This is a genomic window from Streptomyces deserti (assembly GCF_054782695.1).
Genome location: NZ_BAAGRZ010000013.1, coordinates 13287 through 27797, shown reverse-complemented (window position 1 = coordinate 27797; position 14511 = coordinate 13287). Strand labels below are relative to the sequence as shown.

Below are 14511 nucleotides of genomic sequence, written 5' to 3'. Positions count from 1 at the left end.
CACTCTATCGAGACCCGGGCGCGCGGCTCCGCTCGTTACCGGGACAGGGCTCCATCGAGCCGGCGACACTCGGCCGGTATCGGCCTGGAGCCGGGCAGAGCTTGGAGAACTCGCGGTCGATGCAGTTGCTCGCCGCGTCACAGGTGTAGGGGAACAGGGGAAAACGGGTGCCCGATGTTCAGGGAGGCAAAAGTGAATTGACGCTCCCTGAAGGGCGGGCACGCAACCGCTATTCTCGCCTTCCGCAATCCCCAGAGGGGTTCGTCGCGACGCGAGAAAGACTTCGAAATGGATGACTATTACGACCTCGGCCCGTACACCCGTCCCGTCACGACGACCTCTCCCGAAGCACAACTCTGGTTCGACCGCGGTCTGATGTGGGCGTACGCGTTCAACCACGAGGAAGCCGTCGCCTGTTTCGAAAAGGCTGCCGACGCCGACCCGGACTGCGCGATGGCCCATTGGGGTATCGCCTACGCCCTCGGCCCGAACTACAACAAGCCCTGGGAATTCTTCGACACCGACGAACTGACCCGTACGGTCGGACGCACGCACCACGCTGTCGAACAGGCGCACGTGAAAGCCGAGAATGCCACTCCCGTCGAGCGGGCCCTCATCGGCGCACTCCGCGCCCGCTACCCCCAACCGCAGGCCGTCGAGGACTGCTCGGTGTGGAACGAGTCCTACGCGGAGAGCATGCGCGCGGTGTACGACCTGGCGCCCGACGACCCCGACGTGGCCACGCTGTACGCCGACGCCCTCATGAACCTCACCCCCTGGCAGCTGTGGGACCTCAGGACGGGCCGACCCGCCGCGGGCGCCCGGACCCTGGAGGCGAAGGCCGTACTCGACAGGGCCCTCGGCAGCGACGCCGGGGCCCGGCACCCCGGCATCCTCCACCTGTACATCCACCTGATGGAGATGTCCCCGACGCCGGAGAAGGCGCTCCCCGTCGCCGACCGGCTGCGCGGAGCCGTACCCGACGCCGGGCACCTGCACCACATGCCCTCGCACCTCGACGTCCTGTGCGGCGACTACCGCCAGGTCGTGTCCGCCAACAGCGCCGCGATCGCCGCCGACGAGAAGTTCCGCCGGCGGGTCGGCGCGATGAACTTCTATACCCTCTACCGGGCCCACAACCTCCACTTCAAGATCTACGGCGCCATGTTCCTCGGCCAGTCGCAGGTCGCCCTGGACACCGCCGCGCAGCTCGAAGCGGCCGTCCCCGACGACCTGCTGCGCGTCCAGAGCCCGCCGATGGCCGACTGGCTCGAAGGCTTCCTGGCCATGCGCGTCCACGTCCTGATCCGCTTCGGCCGCTGGGCCGACATCCTGTCCCTGCCGGCCCCGGCCGACCCGGAGCTGTACTCCGTCACCACCGCCATGCTCCACTACGCCCGCGGAGTCGCCTTCGCGGCGACCGGCCGGACCGACCGGGCGGAAACCGAACGCGAGGCCTTCCGCGCCGCGGTGGACCGGGTACCGGAGACACGGATGCTGTTCAACAACACCTGCCGGGACATCCTCGCCATCGCGGCGGCCATGCTGGACGGCGAACTCGACTACCGCAAGGGGAACTTCGACGCGGCCTTCGCGGCGCTGGAGAGGTCGATCGAGCTGGACGACAACCTCCCCTACGACGAGCCGTGGGGCTGGATGCAGCCCACCCGGCACGCGTATGGCGCACTCCTGCTCGAACAGGGCCGGGTCGCCGAGGCCGAGGCGGTCTACCGCGCGGACCTCGGCCTGGACGACACCCTGCCCCGCCCCCTGCAGCACCCCGGCAACGTCTGGGCCCTGCATGGGTTCCACGAGTGCCTGACCCGCACCGGCAGGACCGGCGAGGCCGCCATCGTGGCCCAGCAGCTCAAAATGGCCACCGCGTTGGCCGACGTACCGGTCCGGTCGTCCTGCTTCTGCCGCCTCGAAACCGCTCCACAGCCCGCCGGCCCGGACGGCTGCCACTGCCCCTGACCGTACGAGACGCCGCTCCAGAGCACCCTGTCGTTAGCCCCCGGACGGGGAACCGCTGACCTCGCGAGATCAACGGTCCCCCGCCCGGCACGTCGTCACGCGCAGGTGAGGTCCCTGGCCGGGAGCTCGCCGGTGGCCAGGTAGGCGTTGACCGTCGTGTCGACGCAGGTGCTGCCGAAGACGCCGTACACCGCGTGCTGGTCCGCGTCGCGGAGGGTGATCAGGCGGGAGCCGGGCCACATGCGGCGCACCGCCACCGCGCCCTCGTACGTCGAGCGCGGATCGCCCGTCGCGTTGACCAGGAGGGCCGGCAGATCGTCCCGGATCGTGGTCGGCCGCTCGCGCGGCGCGTCCCAGAAGGCGCACGGCCCGATGTTGTGGGTGACCGGGCCGAACAACGCATCACGCTCGCGGGCACGCTGGACGTCGCGCCAGTAGACCTCCGCGTCGCGCGGGGCGGCCACGTCGCCGCACAGGATCGCCGACTGCACGCTGCCGTAGTGGGAGTCGGATCCCGTGAGGATGAACCCGAGTGCCTCGGACAGCCACGGCGACGGGGTGACCTGATGGCCGTCGGCGGCACGCCGCAAGTCCCGTACGGCTCAAGTCCGCGTGGGCGGCGTCGTTGTCCTGGGAGAGGCCGTTGAAGACGACGATGGGCACCGTGTGCTCGTCCACCCGGTGGCCACCCAGCCGCAGGGGCTCGCGGGCGGCGGCCGCCTGGACGCGGTCCACCGTCGCCAGCACCGCGTCCCTGGTGCGGCCCAGGCCGTACGCCGCATCGCGGGCGGCGGCCCAGGCGGCCCAGTTGCGCAGGGCACGCCGGTTGGCCGGCTCCGTGCCGCGCAGCAGCCGGGGCCCGTAGCGGTCCGGGGCGACCACCCCGTCGAGGACGACCCGGTCGGTGCGGCCGGGGAACATCGTGGCGTACACCTGGCCCAGATAACTGCCGTACGAATAACCGAGATAGGAGATCCTGCGCTCACCGAGTGCGGCGCGGACGACGTCCATGTCGCGCGCGGTGTTCCGGGTGCTGACATACGGCAGTACGTCGCCCTCGTACGTTCGGCAGCGGCGGGCGAGTTCCTCGGCGAGGTCCGCAGCGCGGTCGAACCCGGCGCGGCCGGTGCCCGCACCGCGGAAGGAGGTGCCGGTGGGCCAGTGGCAGTCCAGCGGTGTGCTGCGGCCGACGAAACGCGGGTCCACTCCCACCACGTCGTAACGGGCGCCGACGTCCTTCATCGCCTTGCGCACCCACGGCGGGTCACCGAGCGTCTGACCGCCCGGGCCGCCGCCGTTGAGCAGCAGCGCACCCACGCGGTGCGTGGTGTCGGTGGCCCGTATCCGGGAGATCGCCACGGTGATCGTCCGGCCGTCCGGGTCGTCGTAGTCCAACGGGACGGTGACGTCGGCGCATTGGGCACCGGCCTGCTCCAGCTCCCTGCCTATGGCGTCGCCGGACCCCAGCACGCAGCTCTTCCAGTCGAGGCTCTGGTGGTGGTAGCCGGCGAGTGGATCGCCGGCCGGCGCGTCGGCCGGGGCGGCCGCGGCGGGTAACCCGGTGGCGGCCAGCGCCGCCGTGAGGCACAGGGCCGCGGCGACCGCCGTACGAGGAGCCGGCCGGCCTGCGGGAGCCGAGCCCCGCTGTTTTCCGGTACGGAAGTGGAGCACGTGGGTGTCCTTTCGGAGGTGCGGCCCTCGCACAGGGCCGCCTGGACGATGCCGAGGAAGTCCGCAAGAGGAAGTCCGCAGGGGGTGTCCGTGGCACGGTCGGTGACGAGAGCGGCGGCCCCCACGGGCGGCGGCGCTCTCACGCTAGGCACGGGCGGCGGTGCGATCACTCCGGCAGGCAGCCGGTTCGAGGGTGGGGAGATCCCCAGGGGGGAGGAGGGGGGCAGCCCGAGGACCGGCGGATCCTGCGGGCGGCGCCTCCGTAGGCGATCAATTGTGTGAGCGGGTATCAAGTGATTGCCGGTAGAGCGCGTATGCAATTAATCTTGGCGGGAACGAGCACCCAAGGCAGATACGCAGACAAAAAGGGGACTGGGACATGCAGATCGACCTGAAGGGCCGCACGGCGCTCGTCACCGGCTCCACTCAGGGCATCGGCGCGGCGATCGCCGCCGGGCTCGCCCGTGCCGGCGCCCGGGTGGCCGTCAACGGCCGTAGTCCGCAGCGCGTGGCGGACGGCGTCGCCCGGCTGGCGCAGGAGGTCCCCGGGGCCGACCTGGTGCCGGTGGCCGCCGACGTGACCACCGAGGAGGGCGCGGGCCGGGTGGCGGAGGCCGTGCCGGACGTGGACATCCTCGTCAACAACCTCGGCATCTTCGGCGCCGCCGAGCCCCTGGAGATCAGTGACGACGAGTGGCGGCGCTACTTCGAGGTGAACGTCCTGGCCGCCGTACGGCTGACCCGCCTGTTCCTGCCGGGGATGACCGAGCGCGGCTGGGGGCGGATCCAGTACATCGCCAGCGACTCCGCGGTGGTCACGCCCGCCGAGATGATCCACTACGGCATGTCCAAGACCGCGCTGCTCGCCGTCGGCCGGGGATTCGCCAAGCAGGCGGCCGGTACCGGAGTCACCGTGAACTCCGTCATCGCGGGCCCCACTCACACCGGGGGAGTGGAGGACTTCGTCTACGAACTGGTGGACCGCGACCTGCCCTGGGACGAGGCCCAGCGCGTCTTCATGCGCGAGCACCGGCCGCAGTCCCTGCTGCAGCGGCTGATCGAGCCGGACGAGATCGCCAACATGGTCGTCTACCTCAGCTCCGAACAGGCCTCGGCCACCACGGGAGGCGCGCTGCGCGTCGACGGCGGTTACGTCGACTCGATCCTGCCGTGACGAGGCGCGGCGCGGGCGGCGGCGCAGCGCGGGCATACGAACAAGAGCGGTGTCGTGGCTACGGTCCGAACCACGACACCTCACGGAGCTGCTTCTGCAGCAGCGGCTCCGTGTCCTGCCCGCGTACCCCTTTTCGTCAGCCCTTCCCGGACGGTTCGGCGCGAATGGACTGCGCCACGTCCCGGAGCTTGACGTTGTGGTGCTGGGAGATACGGCGGAGCACGTCGAAGGCGGCATCCTCGCTGAGGCCGTGCCGCTCGCGCAGGATGCCCATGGCCTCACCGATGGCATGGCGTGTCTCGAGAGCGTGCTCGAGCTGGTCCACGGTCCGGGCGCTGGCCAGGGCGACGGCCGCGTGCGAGGCGAGCAGCCAGCCGGCGGTCTCGCTCTCGGCCGTGAAGGCCCCGGGGCGGTGGGAGTAGAGGTTCAGGGCACCGAAGTCCTCTTGGCGCGTGTACAGCAGGAAGCCCATCATGCTTCCGATGCCCAGGTCACGGGCGGCGGGCGCGAAGCGGGGCCAGTCCGGCTGCGGCTTCGTCATGTCGGTGATGCGGAACAACCGCTCGCCGTCCGTGCGACGAGCGGCGTCGAAGCAGGGACCCTCACACAGTTCACCCTGCAGCCTGTCGGACTCCGCGACCACGTCGCCGTAGGAGCAGAGCGTCACGGTGCGGCCCTTGCTCAGGGCCAGGATCCCCGCGGCGTCGCATCCCTCGATCAGCTTGACGGCCGACGAGGCGATCTCGTCGAGCGTCGCCTGCGTGGATTCCTGCGCCAGCAGGTGCCGGGCGAGCCGGGCCATCTGTTCGGCGAATCCGGACCACTCCATGGGTACCCACCGTCCGCTCGTCGCACCATTCCGTGCCGGAAGGCACCCAGGTCTCGTTGTCGGGACGCGCCCGCCGTGGCGGGGACGATGATCGACCCCACAGCGCGCGGCCGGGCGCTGAGCATCGACGCCGACACGACTGCCACCTTACGCAGCCTACTCCTCGGTCCCGCCCGGCGCCGTCGCTCCTGCCGCAGGTGCGGGGGCCGACGGCCCGGCCCCGGTCCGGGCGGGCCCGGAGCGGACTGACCGCCTTCCGCCGGCCGGCAGCGGTCAACACGCCGTGGCCGGCGCGTCTCGTTCACGTTCCGGACGTCGCCCGTACGTGTCGTCCCACGCGTGTGGGCCCCACGGCCGGCCACCTCCGCGATGATCCCCGTGTCGCCGGAACAACACGGGCACCCGCTGTCCGCATCGCGAGAGGCTGGAATCCACCGTATGGGCGTTCGTGACGCAGCCGCCGACGTGTGGCTGTTGCTGGGACCGGGCCTCGACCAGACGAGGGTCTGCGCCGAGCTGACGGAGGGCTTCACCCACGCCTTCGGGGACGGATGCGCGGTCGTCGGCACCGGCGAGCTGCTCATGCGTGTACACGACGGCCGGCTGACCCTGCACCGCGCGGACGGGACGGCCGTACGGGCACCGCGCGTCGTCTACGCCCGGCTTCCCACCCCGACCGTGAGCACCGACCGCGAGGTCACCCTGCTGCGGCATCTGCAGTTCATGGGCAGCGCGCTGGTCAACCCCATCGACGCGGTGCTGGCCTGCGTCAACAAGTTCTGGCACCTGCAGGAGCTGGCCTCGGCCGGGCTGCCGGTACCCGACTCCGTCACGTACTCCGACGTGCCCCTCGGCGACGCGGTCGGCGCGCACGGCTTCGAGCCGTGCGTGGTCAAGGCGGTGCGCGGTCACCGGGGCCGGCAGGTCTTCCTGGCCCCGGACCGGGCGATGCTCCGGGACGTCGCGGGCAGCCTCCGCGCCGACGTCCCCTACCTCTTCCAGGAGTACTGCGCCTTCTCCCACGGCCGGGACCTGCGGGTCATCGTGGTCGAGCGTGCCGTCTGGGCGCAGGTGCGCACCGCCACGGACGGCGGTCTGAAGTCGAACGTCTCCCTGGGCGGGACCATCACTCCCTGCCCCGGCCGCCACCGTGACGCGGAGGCCCTGGCGGTCCGTGCCGCCGAGACGGTCGGCCTGGGCGTGGCCGGGACCTGCTCTTCACCGCGGACGGCGGCTTCCTGGTGTGCGAGGTGAACGCCAACCCCGCATGGCAGCCGACGGCCGCCGCGGTCACTCCCGCCATCGTCGAGGCATGCCGCGCGCGACTGCGGACACCGGACTTCGCGGCCCGCGCTCCGCGACCGGAACCGGAGTCCGAAGCAGCCCGCGCCCCGCGACCGGAACCGGAGTCCGAAGCGGCGTGCGCCCTCGCCGCGGAGAGGTGACCGGCAGGACGGGACCCGGGGTCCGGCCTTGTCCGCGCCGCACAGTGCGGTGCGGACAAGGCCGGACATCACGCGCGGAACGCGGACCTCACCGCATCCACCAGGCGGCCGAGGCGTCGCGCAGGGTATTGGTGCCGCAGTGCACTTCACCCATGCCGAGGTGGTACGTGTACCAGTCGTCGATGTACGACACCTTCATGCCGGCCTGCCGGTAGGCGGCGGTGACCGCCTCGGTGAAGATGTCCTTGCCGCCGATGACCGGGCCCCACTGACGCGGTGCCAGGTAGCGGTCGCGGCCGAGCAGAATCCCGTTGACCGCCCCGGGGACGTACGCGCTGGTCTGGACCGTCGGCGCGGCCATCGCACCGGACCCGCTCCGGTCGCCGGGGACCCGCTCCTGATGCCCGTACTTCTCGAGCGACTTCATCAGGGACGCGTCGGCGCCCATCCGGGTCAGGCGCGGCACGCGCATGCCGTCCGCCGCCGGCCCCTCGGACTCCGTGCCGCGCGTGTACAGCGCGGGCACGCGCACGATCTCCTCGTCGGTGACGCCGGTCTCCCGCTTGAGGATCTCCAGATTGGCCGTGATGCGCCGGGCCGCGAGCTCGTTGTCGGCCACCAGGTGCCGGGAGGCCAGGGCCTGCGCGATGGTCTCCTCGGGGGCCGGCAGGTCCGGCAGGCGCGGCACGGAGAACATCTTCGTTCCGCCGTGGCCCGCCTGTTCGGCCTCCCGCAGCAGCTTCAGCCCGGCCTGCGGGTCGGCGACGCCGATGCGCCAGCCGCGCGGGGTGTCCGCGGGCAGGAACTGCACGAACTCGTCGACGTGACCGACGTGCAGCCAGGAGGTGTCCAGCAGCAGCGGGTCCTGCAGGCCCTGGGACTTCAGCAGCGTCCGTATCGCCTTCGACGGCCGCGCCCCGCTGTCCTTGCGCTCGCCCATGATGATGCGTCCGGCCGGGAACGAGCGGCCGCCGTGGGCGTAGGGCGGGATGGTCTCCAGGTTCCCGAACGAGTTGAGCGACCAGTCGTCGGGCTCGCCCCGGTCGAAGGCCTGGACGACACCGATGTCCCTGCCGCGGACCTTCTCGAACAGTTCCCGGCCCGCCGGGCGGTCCGGCTGGGCCGAACGCAGCATCACCCGCATCAGCTGCCGCTGCCCGCCCGGTCCGGCCATGCTGACGTAGGCCGGCTCGACGAAGTCCTGCGCCCAGATGTCGCCGTACTTCTCGAAGGTCACCAGCGGCTTGGTGATTCCGGCCCGCTGGACCTCCCGTCCCAGGTTCTTGACGAACTTCTGCTGCAGGCGCTCCCATTCACCGCTGCCGCGCACCTTGGTGACCATCACCTGCTGGGCGTTCTGCACGGGGTGATGGGTGAGCAGCGGAGCCACGCGCAACGTGACCGAGTCGGCCGTGGTCGTGCCGCGCGACGTCACGGCCAGCCGGATCACCGCCCGGCCGTCCCAACGGGCGCTGTCCCGGATCACATCGGTGGCCTCGACGCCGAACTCCACACCGGCGCGCAGCTCCGCGGCGGACAGCCGGGTCCGCGCCGTGACGGGCGTCCAGGCGCCGGAGCGCTTGACGAAGACCCGGGTGTGTTGGGCCCCCGTGGTGAGCTTCACGCTGCCCGTGGCGTCGTTCGGCAGGCCCGGCATGGGCACGGACCGGACCCGGGCGAGGTCGGCGGCGTCGGCGGTGCCGTTGACCTTGGTGTCGGAACCGTCGTTGCACGCGGCCAGTTTGGCGTCGGACAGCGCTCTGCCGCCGGGGCCGGTGACCGGACAGCGCCTGGAGTCGTCGTCGATGTTGGGCAGATAGACCGCTCCGCGCTCCACGGCCCAGCGGTCTTCCCCGCGCTTGTCGCTGCCGCCCGTGACATCGACGCGCCCGTCGCGGTTCACGTCCGCCCGCAGATCCGCCGTGGCGACGGGCTCCGCCGCCACGGCGGGGGTGGTCGTGGCCAGTACGGATCCCGCCGCGGCGATCGCGAGGATCACGCGTTCCGCGGAGGCCGTACGTGTACGCGTACGTGTACGCACAGTGCGTCCCTTCCTGAGTGGGGGGTGTGTCGCAGGAGAAGAGGAGGGACAGGAGCTGTGCGTTGGCTGTACGGCGAAGATTCCTGACACTCGCGTGGGGAAGCCCGGCATGAGGCCAAGGCACGCCCGGCAACGGGCTGTTCGGCGGCGTACGCGGGGCCGGGCGGCGTACGCCGACGCCAGTAGGCGGGGTTACTCCCGCTGTCAGACGCCCTCGCGGCTCCCGCCCGGCACCGTGTCTCAGGTGAAGCTGAACCGCCCCGCACGCCGGGCTTCCCTCGCCGTCCATGCAGCCGCCTCCGCCGGCTGGCTCGGGCTCTCGCTCGGGCTGCTCGCCCTCGGGATCACCGCGACCACCACCGGGTCCGCGGTGACCGTGGAGGCCTCCGTCCGGGCCATGAAGCTGTTCGCCGACTGGCTCCTGCTCCCCGTCGCGTTCCTCACCCTCCTCAGCGGCCTGTTGCTGTCCCTGGGCACGCCGTGGGGCCTGGCGAGGCATCGATGGGTCTGCACGAAGTTCTGGCTGACCCTGGCCACGACCACCGCCACGGTCTTCGCCCTGCGCCCCGGGGTGAACTCGGCGGTCGCCGCCGTCACCGCGGGGGGCCCGCTGCCCGACGCGGGCGACGTCCTGTTCGGGCCGGTCGTCTCCCTGTCCGCCTATGTCTTCATGACGGTGATCTCGATCCTCAAGCCCTGGGGCCTGACCCGCCGCGGCCGGAAACTGCGCGCCTCGGCCCGCGGGCCGCTGGAGGCCGAACGCGTCCGCCGGGCAGCCTGACGGGCGTGTGCCGGTCCCGCTTCGGCCGCTCCGTGCCGTTGCCGAAGCAGCCGGCAGGCCTCCCGCAGGCACCGGAAGACCCGGGCCCACTCGCGCGTCGCGGCTGTGACGGGGAAAGATGTGACCGCAAGCGAAGAACCGACCCATGCGGAGGAGCGGGCACATGCAGCACGAGCGAGCGGGCAGGCCGGCCGGTCCCGGAGACCTCGTCGACATCGCCCGGCTGGTCACCTCGTACTACGCGCTGCACCCCGACCCGGACGATCCGGGTCAGCGCGTCGCGTTCGGGACGTCCGGGCATCGCGGCTCGTCCCTGGCCAGCGCGTTCAACGACGACCACATCGCCGCGACCAGCCAGGCCATCTGCGAGTACCGCGCCCAGCAGGGCACCGACGGTCCTCTCTTCCTGGGCGCCGACACCCACGCGCTGTCGGAGCCCGCGCGGGTCACCGCCCTGGAGGTGTTCGCCGCCAACGAGGTCACCGTGCTCATCGACAGCGCGGACGGCTACACCCCGACCCCCGCGGTCTCGCACGCCATCCTCACCCACAACCGAGGACGCACCACGGGCCTCGCGGACGGTGTCGTCGTCACCCCCTCCCACAACCCGCCCGCCGACGGCGGGTTCAAGTACAACCCGCCGAGCGGCGGTCCCGCGGCCTCCGACGCGACCTCGTGGATCCAGGACCGGGCGAACGAGATCATCAGGGGCGGCCTGAAGGACGTACGACGCATCCCCTACGCCCGGGCGCTGGCCGCCCCCGGCACCGGCCGCTACGACTTCCTCGGGACCTACGTCGCCGACCTGCCGAGTGTGCTGGACCTGGACGCGATCCGCGCGGCCGGTGTGCGCATCGGAGCCGACCCGCTGGGCGGCGCGTCGGTCGCCTACTGGGGCCGTATCGCCGAGCAGCACGGCCTCGATCTGACCGTGGTCAACCCGCTCACCGACCCCACGTGGCGGTTCATGACGCTGGACTGGGACGGCAAGATCCGTATGGACTGCTCGTCGCCGCACGCGATGGCCTCGCTCATCGAGCGGCGCGACCGCTTCCAGATCGCCACGGGCAACGACGCCGACGCCGACCGGCACGGCATCGTCACCCCCGACGCGGGGCTGATGAACCCCAACCACTACCTCGCCGCCGCCATCTCCTACCTGTACGCGCACCGCGACCAGTGGCCGGCCGGTACGGGCATCGGCAAGACGCTGGTGTCCTCCGCCATGATCGACCGGGTCGCCGCCGACCTGGGCCGCGAACTGGTCGAGGTGCCCGTCGGGTTCAAGTGGTTCGTCGACGGGCTGGTCAGCGGCTCGATCGGCTTCGGCGGGGAGGAGTCGGCCGGTGCGTCCTTCCTGCGCCGGGACGGCTCGGTGTGGACCACCGACAAGGACGGCATCATCCTGGCGCTGCTCGCCTCCGAGATCACCGCGGTCACCGGGAAGACCCCGTCCGAGCACTACGCCGCCCTCACCGCCCGCTTCGGCGAGCCCGCCTACGCGCGGATCGACGCCCCGGCGACCCGGGAGGAGAAGGCCCTGCTCGCCAAGCTCTCGCCCGCACAGGTCACCGCGGACACCCTGGCCGGGGACGCGGTCACCGCGGTGCTCACCGAGGCCCCGGGCAACGGCGCGCCCATCGGCGGCATCAAGGTGACCACGGCCAACGCGTGGTTCGCGGCCCGCCCCTCGGGGACCGAGGACGTCTACAAGATCTACGCCGAGTCGTTCCTGGGACCCGACCACCTCCGCCGGGTCCAGGATGAGGCCAAGTCCGTGGTGCTGGCGGCACTGGGCGGCTGAGACGGCTCGATGGCCGTCGATCCGTCGATACGGTGCAGCCGTTGTGACGGCTTCTCGCCGCCGCTGTGACGGCTTCCCGCCGTGTTCCGGGCTGCACCGTATCGGCCGATGTCCGCCGCCGTACCGGTGTCAGGGCTGTGCCGGCAGGGTCGCGCGGGTGGAGGTGGCGGGCCTGCCGTCGAGGCGGTCGGTCAGCCACGAGATGGCCTCGCCCTGGTCGGCCAGCAGGGGAGTGAAGTGGTTGATCAGTGAGCTGCCCACGTTGGGCAGCCGAACGGGTTTGTACGTGACGTCCGCGCCCTTGCGGCACCACGAGACGGCGAGTTCACGCGACTGACCGTGCGGCACGAGGTCGTCGTTGACGCCGGTCGCCACGCGGACGGGCCCGCTCGGTTTCATCGTTCCGATGCGCTGTTCGGCCAGGAAGTCCCGGAGCGCGGGCTCGGCCCGGATGATGTCGCCGAGGGCGCGTCCGTCGTTCGTCCAGGTGGTGCTGCGTGCCGAGTTGTAGGCGAGGAGGGCGTCACCGACGCACATGGTCGACAGGTCGGTCAGCGCGGCCTTGCCGACCGCGTTGAGGTGCTTGTCCGCGAGGGGTCTCAGGGACGGCTCGGACTGCAGGAAACCGTTCACCGACCACCCCAGCGCCCCGGCCAGATCGCTGCCGTCGATGGCGTCGGTGACGGCGGCCAGGTCCGCGGGCGGTGCCCCGGAGTAGGTTCCGGCGAGGGCGACGTCGGGGGCGTAGCCGGGCTGCAGCTCGGCCGCGGCGGCCGTCGCACCGCCGCCCTGGCTGTAGCCGAACAGTCCCACGCGCGAGGCCTCGGTGACCGAGGCTCCGCCGAGCGAGCGCGCCGCTCGGACGGCGTCCAGGACGGCGTGGGCCTCGTCGACGCGGTTGACGTACGTGTGCAGCCGGTCCGTCGCGCCCAGGCCGGGGTAGTCGGTGATGACGACCGCGATGCCCCTGGCGAGGAGGCGGTAGACGGCCAGGATCTCGTAACCGACGGAGATCGTCTGGCCGTTGAGCAGCAGGGGACGCTCGAGGCCGAGGGAGGCGGCGCACTGGTCGCCCTGTCCCATGGTGCCGGGCGCCACGGCGACCAGGGGCCGGGGACTACTGCCCCGCCAGGCGGCCGAGGGCTCGAGGTACGCGCCGGTGACGGCCACCGGCCGGCCGTTGGAGTCGGTGGACCTGTACATCAGCCGGGTGGCCCGGCCCGGCAGCGGGCCGTCGATACCGGGCAGGCTGAGGGCCAGCGGCAGCGGCTCGCTGCGCACCAGGGCGCCGTTCTGCGCGGGCAGCGTGGCGGGCGGGGTGTAGAACGCCGGGATCCTGACGCCGCGGGAGACCACGGGGTCGGAGTCGGGGGCTGCGGCGGCCGGGGCGGCCTGCGTGCCCAGACAGGCGGCCACGGTGACGGCCGCGGCCAACAGCCGGGGGGATGCGGGCATGGCGGACCTCCTGGGGAGAGGGGTGGCGAAGCCTTCCTCTGCGGCTCGGTGGACCGTTCTTAGACGGACTGTCAGGGACGGTACTGTCGCCACTGTTACCCGCGGTAGCGCTCGGTAGATTACGGTTCAGTAATATCCGTACGGAACTTCAGGCATTCTTCGCCTGGCGCGGGGAGGGTGTCCTGCTGCTCAGCGATTGCGCAGCCGCCCCACCTCCGCCAGCGCTCGCGAGGCGGCACCCGCCAGCCGGGGCCGGTGGCGCACGAAGCGGCGGGCCGCCCGTGCCGGCTCGCGCCGCAGCCAGTGGACGGCCCCGCCCGGCCCCCGACGCACCACCGCGCCTTCGTACACCCGCAGGTCCCGGGTCTTGAACGACTCCTTGTAGCGAGCCGCCCCGCTCCCCAGGTCGACCATCCGGATCCCGTCGGCCGCGGCGGCCTCCAGCATCCGCAGCTGCAGCACGAGCCCGGGCGAGTACTTGCCGTACGCGCGGTCGTACGCCGGAAACCACCAGGACAGCACCGTGCGGGAGCGCAGCCCGAAGTGCGCGGCCACGGGCCGGCCGGCGGCGTACAGCACGGACAGCACCCCACGGCACTCGGGCTCGTCGCTCTCGGAGAGCAGCCCCACCAGCCGGGTGATCCACTCCTGCGCGAACCGGTCCCGCCGGCCCGTCCGCCGGTACTGCGCCGACTTCCACTCCATCAGCGCCCGCAGCGCGTCCGGATCCCGCGCGTCGTACACGAACCGCACCTCGCCGACCTGCCGGGCCAGCTTCCGCTCCTTGGCCAGAGTCTGTCTGAGAAAGCTCGGCGATTTCTCACGGAGCCTTTCCGTGTACCGCTCGAACCCCTCGTCGATGTCGACGACCGGCGAGGCGAGTTGCTCCGCCGCATACGGCACGAACAAACCCTGACCGGCCTCGAGATTGTCGAACTCCCAGGACGACAGCGCGCAGGGCGCCAATAACCTGCGGGCGTCGATCCGTATTCCGGGGCGCAAGACGGCCCCCTGACTGTCCGACACTCCGAGCCCGATGGCCCGGCCCTGCCCCAAAGGCCCTCTCTCGTACGGGAAGAACCCGGCCGGGGAGCCGTCCTCCTGCAACACCGCCACCGCCGCCCCGGGCCTGACCCGTCCGACTGCCGTGGTGAACACCGGGTCGAGGAACGGATTCGCCGGTGCCCCGGATTCCGTCCGGATCTCCCGCCACATCTTGTGGTCGTTCGCGGTCAGTTCCTCCGGCCTGAGAACGAGAATGCGCTTTCCGGACAACTCTGCCTCCCATGTCGTGAAAAGCGATGGACACACGAAGGCCTGCTCATGACCGTGTGTCG

9 protein-coding genes and 1 pseudogene are annotated in these 14511 nt (G+C 71.6%); 5 read left to right on the top strand and 5 right to left on the bottom strand.

Annotated features, from left to right (window positions below):
• Positions 1-288 precede the first annotated feature (288 nt).
• A complete protein-coding gene (locus tag ACYVMZ_RS21735; protein ID WP_461082132.1) occupies positions 289-1974 on the top strand; it encodes a tetratricopeptide repeat protein in 1686 nt (561 codons plus the stop codon).
• A 95-nt stretch (positions 1975-2069) separates the two neighbouring features.
• Here ACYVMZ_RS21735 and ACYVMZ_RS21730 read toward each other — a convergent pair.
• Positions 2070-3645 (bottom strand): annotated as a pseudogene (locus ACYVMZ_RS21730) (alpha/beta hydrolase).
• A 379-nt stretch (positions 3646-4024) separates the two neighbouring features.
• Between ACYVMZ_RS21730 and ACYVMZ_RS21725 the strand changes: the two are divergent.
• Positions 4025-4819: an SDR family NAD(P)-dependent oxidoreductase gene (locus ACYVMZ_RS21725; protein WP_461082130.1), complete on the top strand. Its 795-nt coding sequence runs from the start codon at positions 4025-4027 to the stop codon at positions 4817-4819.
• Positions 4820-4955: 136 nt separating this feature from the next.
• On the opposite strand, the gene ACYVMZ_RS21720 is transcribed toward ACYVMZ_RS21725, so the two are convergent.
• A complete protein-coding gene (locus ACYVMZ_RS21720) occupies positions 4956-5648 on the bottom strand; it encodes a GAF and ANTAR domain-containing protein (protein WP_461082128.1) in 693 nt (230 codons plus the stop codon).
• A 438-nt stretch (positions 5649-6086) separates the two neighbouring features.
• Here ACYVMZ_RS21720 and ACYVMZ_RS21715 point away from each other — a divergent pair, with 438 nt between their 5' ends.
• On the top strand, positions 6087-6902 hold the full coding sequence (locus ACYVMZ_RS21715; protein ID WP_461082126.1) for an ATP-grasp domain-containing protein: 816 nt from the start codon (positions 6087-6089) through the stop codon (positions 6900-6902).
• 279 nt (positions 6903-7181) lie between these two features.
• Here ACYVMZ_RS21715 and ACYVMZ_RS21710 read toward each other — a convergent pair whose 3' ends face one another.
• Positions 7182-9134: a protein-arginine deiminase domain-containing protein gene (locus ACYVMZ_RS21710; RefSeq protein ID WP_461082124.1), complete on the bottom strand. Its 1953-nt coding sequence runs from the start codon at positions 9132-9134 to the stop codon at positions 7182-7184.
• Between the two features lie 244 nt (positions 9135-9378).
• Here ACYVMZ_RS21710 and ACYVMZ_RS21705 point away from each other — a divergent pair, with 244 nt between their 5' ends.
• Both ACYVMZ_RS21705 and pgm read left to right on the top strand, forming a co-directional pair.
• Positions 9379-9915, top strand: a complete 537-nt coding sequence (locus ACYVMZ_RS21705; RefSeq protein ID WP_461082122.1) for a DUF2269 domain-containing protein — start codon at positions 9379-9381, stop codon at positions 9913-9915.
• 163 nt (positions 9916-10078) lie between these two features.
• A complete protein-coding gene (gene pgm, locus ACYVMZ_RS21700; RefSeq protein WP_461082120.1) occupies positions 10079-11719 on the top strand; it encodes a phosphoglucomutase (alpha-D-glucose-1,6-bisphosphate-dependent) in 1641 nt (546 codons plus the stop codon).
• 129 nt (positions 11720-11848) lie between these two features.
• Here the strand turns inward: pgm and ACYVMZ_RS21695 are convergent, their stop codons facing one another.
• Both ACYVMZ_RS21695 and ACYVMZ_RS21690 read right to left on the bottom strand, forming a co-directional pair.
• Entirely contained in the window at positions 11849-13174 is a 1326-nt protein-coding gene (locus ACYVMZ_RS21695) for a lipase family protein (protein ID WP_461082118.1), read from the bottom strand.
• A gap of 189 nt (positions 13175-13363) precedes the next feature.
• The gene (locus ACYVMZ_RS21690; protein ID WP_461082116.1) at positions 13364-14449 is read right to left on the bottom strand and encodes a GNAT family N-acetyltransferase; all 1086 of its coding nucleotides are present in this window, start codon (positions 14447-14449) and stop codon (positions 13364-13366) included.
• Between the last annotated feature and the right edge of the window lie 62 nt (positions 14450-14511).

Excerpts from the sequence above, each read along its gene's own strand:
- ACYVMZ_RS21720 (WP_461082128.1), bottom strand. The coding sequence starts at position 5,648 with ATGGAGTGGTCCGGATTCGCCGAACAGATGGCCCGGCTCGCCCGGCAC.
- pgm (WP_461082120.1), top strand. The coding sequence starts at position 10,079 with ATGCAGCACGAGCGAGCGGGCAGGCCGGCCGGTCCCGGAGACCTCGTC.
- ACYVMZ_RS21695 (WP_461082118.1), bottom strand. The coding sequence starts at position 13,174 with ATGCCCGCATCCCCCCGGCTGTTGGCCGCGGCCGTCACCGTGGCCGCC.
- ACYVMZ_RS21725 (WP_461082130.1), top strand. The coding sequence starts at position 4,025 with ATGCAGATCGACCTGAAGGGCCGCACGGCGCTCGTCACCGGCTCCACT.
- ACYVMZ_RS21735 (WP_461082132.1), top strand. The coding sequence starts at position 289 with ATGGATGACTATTACGACCTCGGCCCGTACACCCGTCCCGTCACGACG.
- ACYVMZ_RS21715 (WP_461082126.1), top strand. The coding sequence starts at position 6,087 with ATGGGCGTTCGTGACGCAGCCGCCGACGTGTGGCTGTTGCTGGGACCG.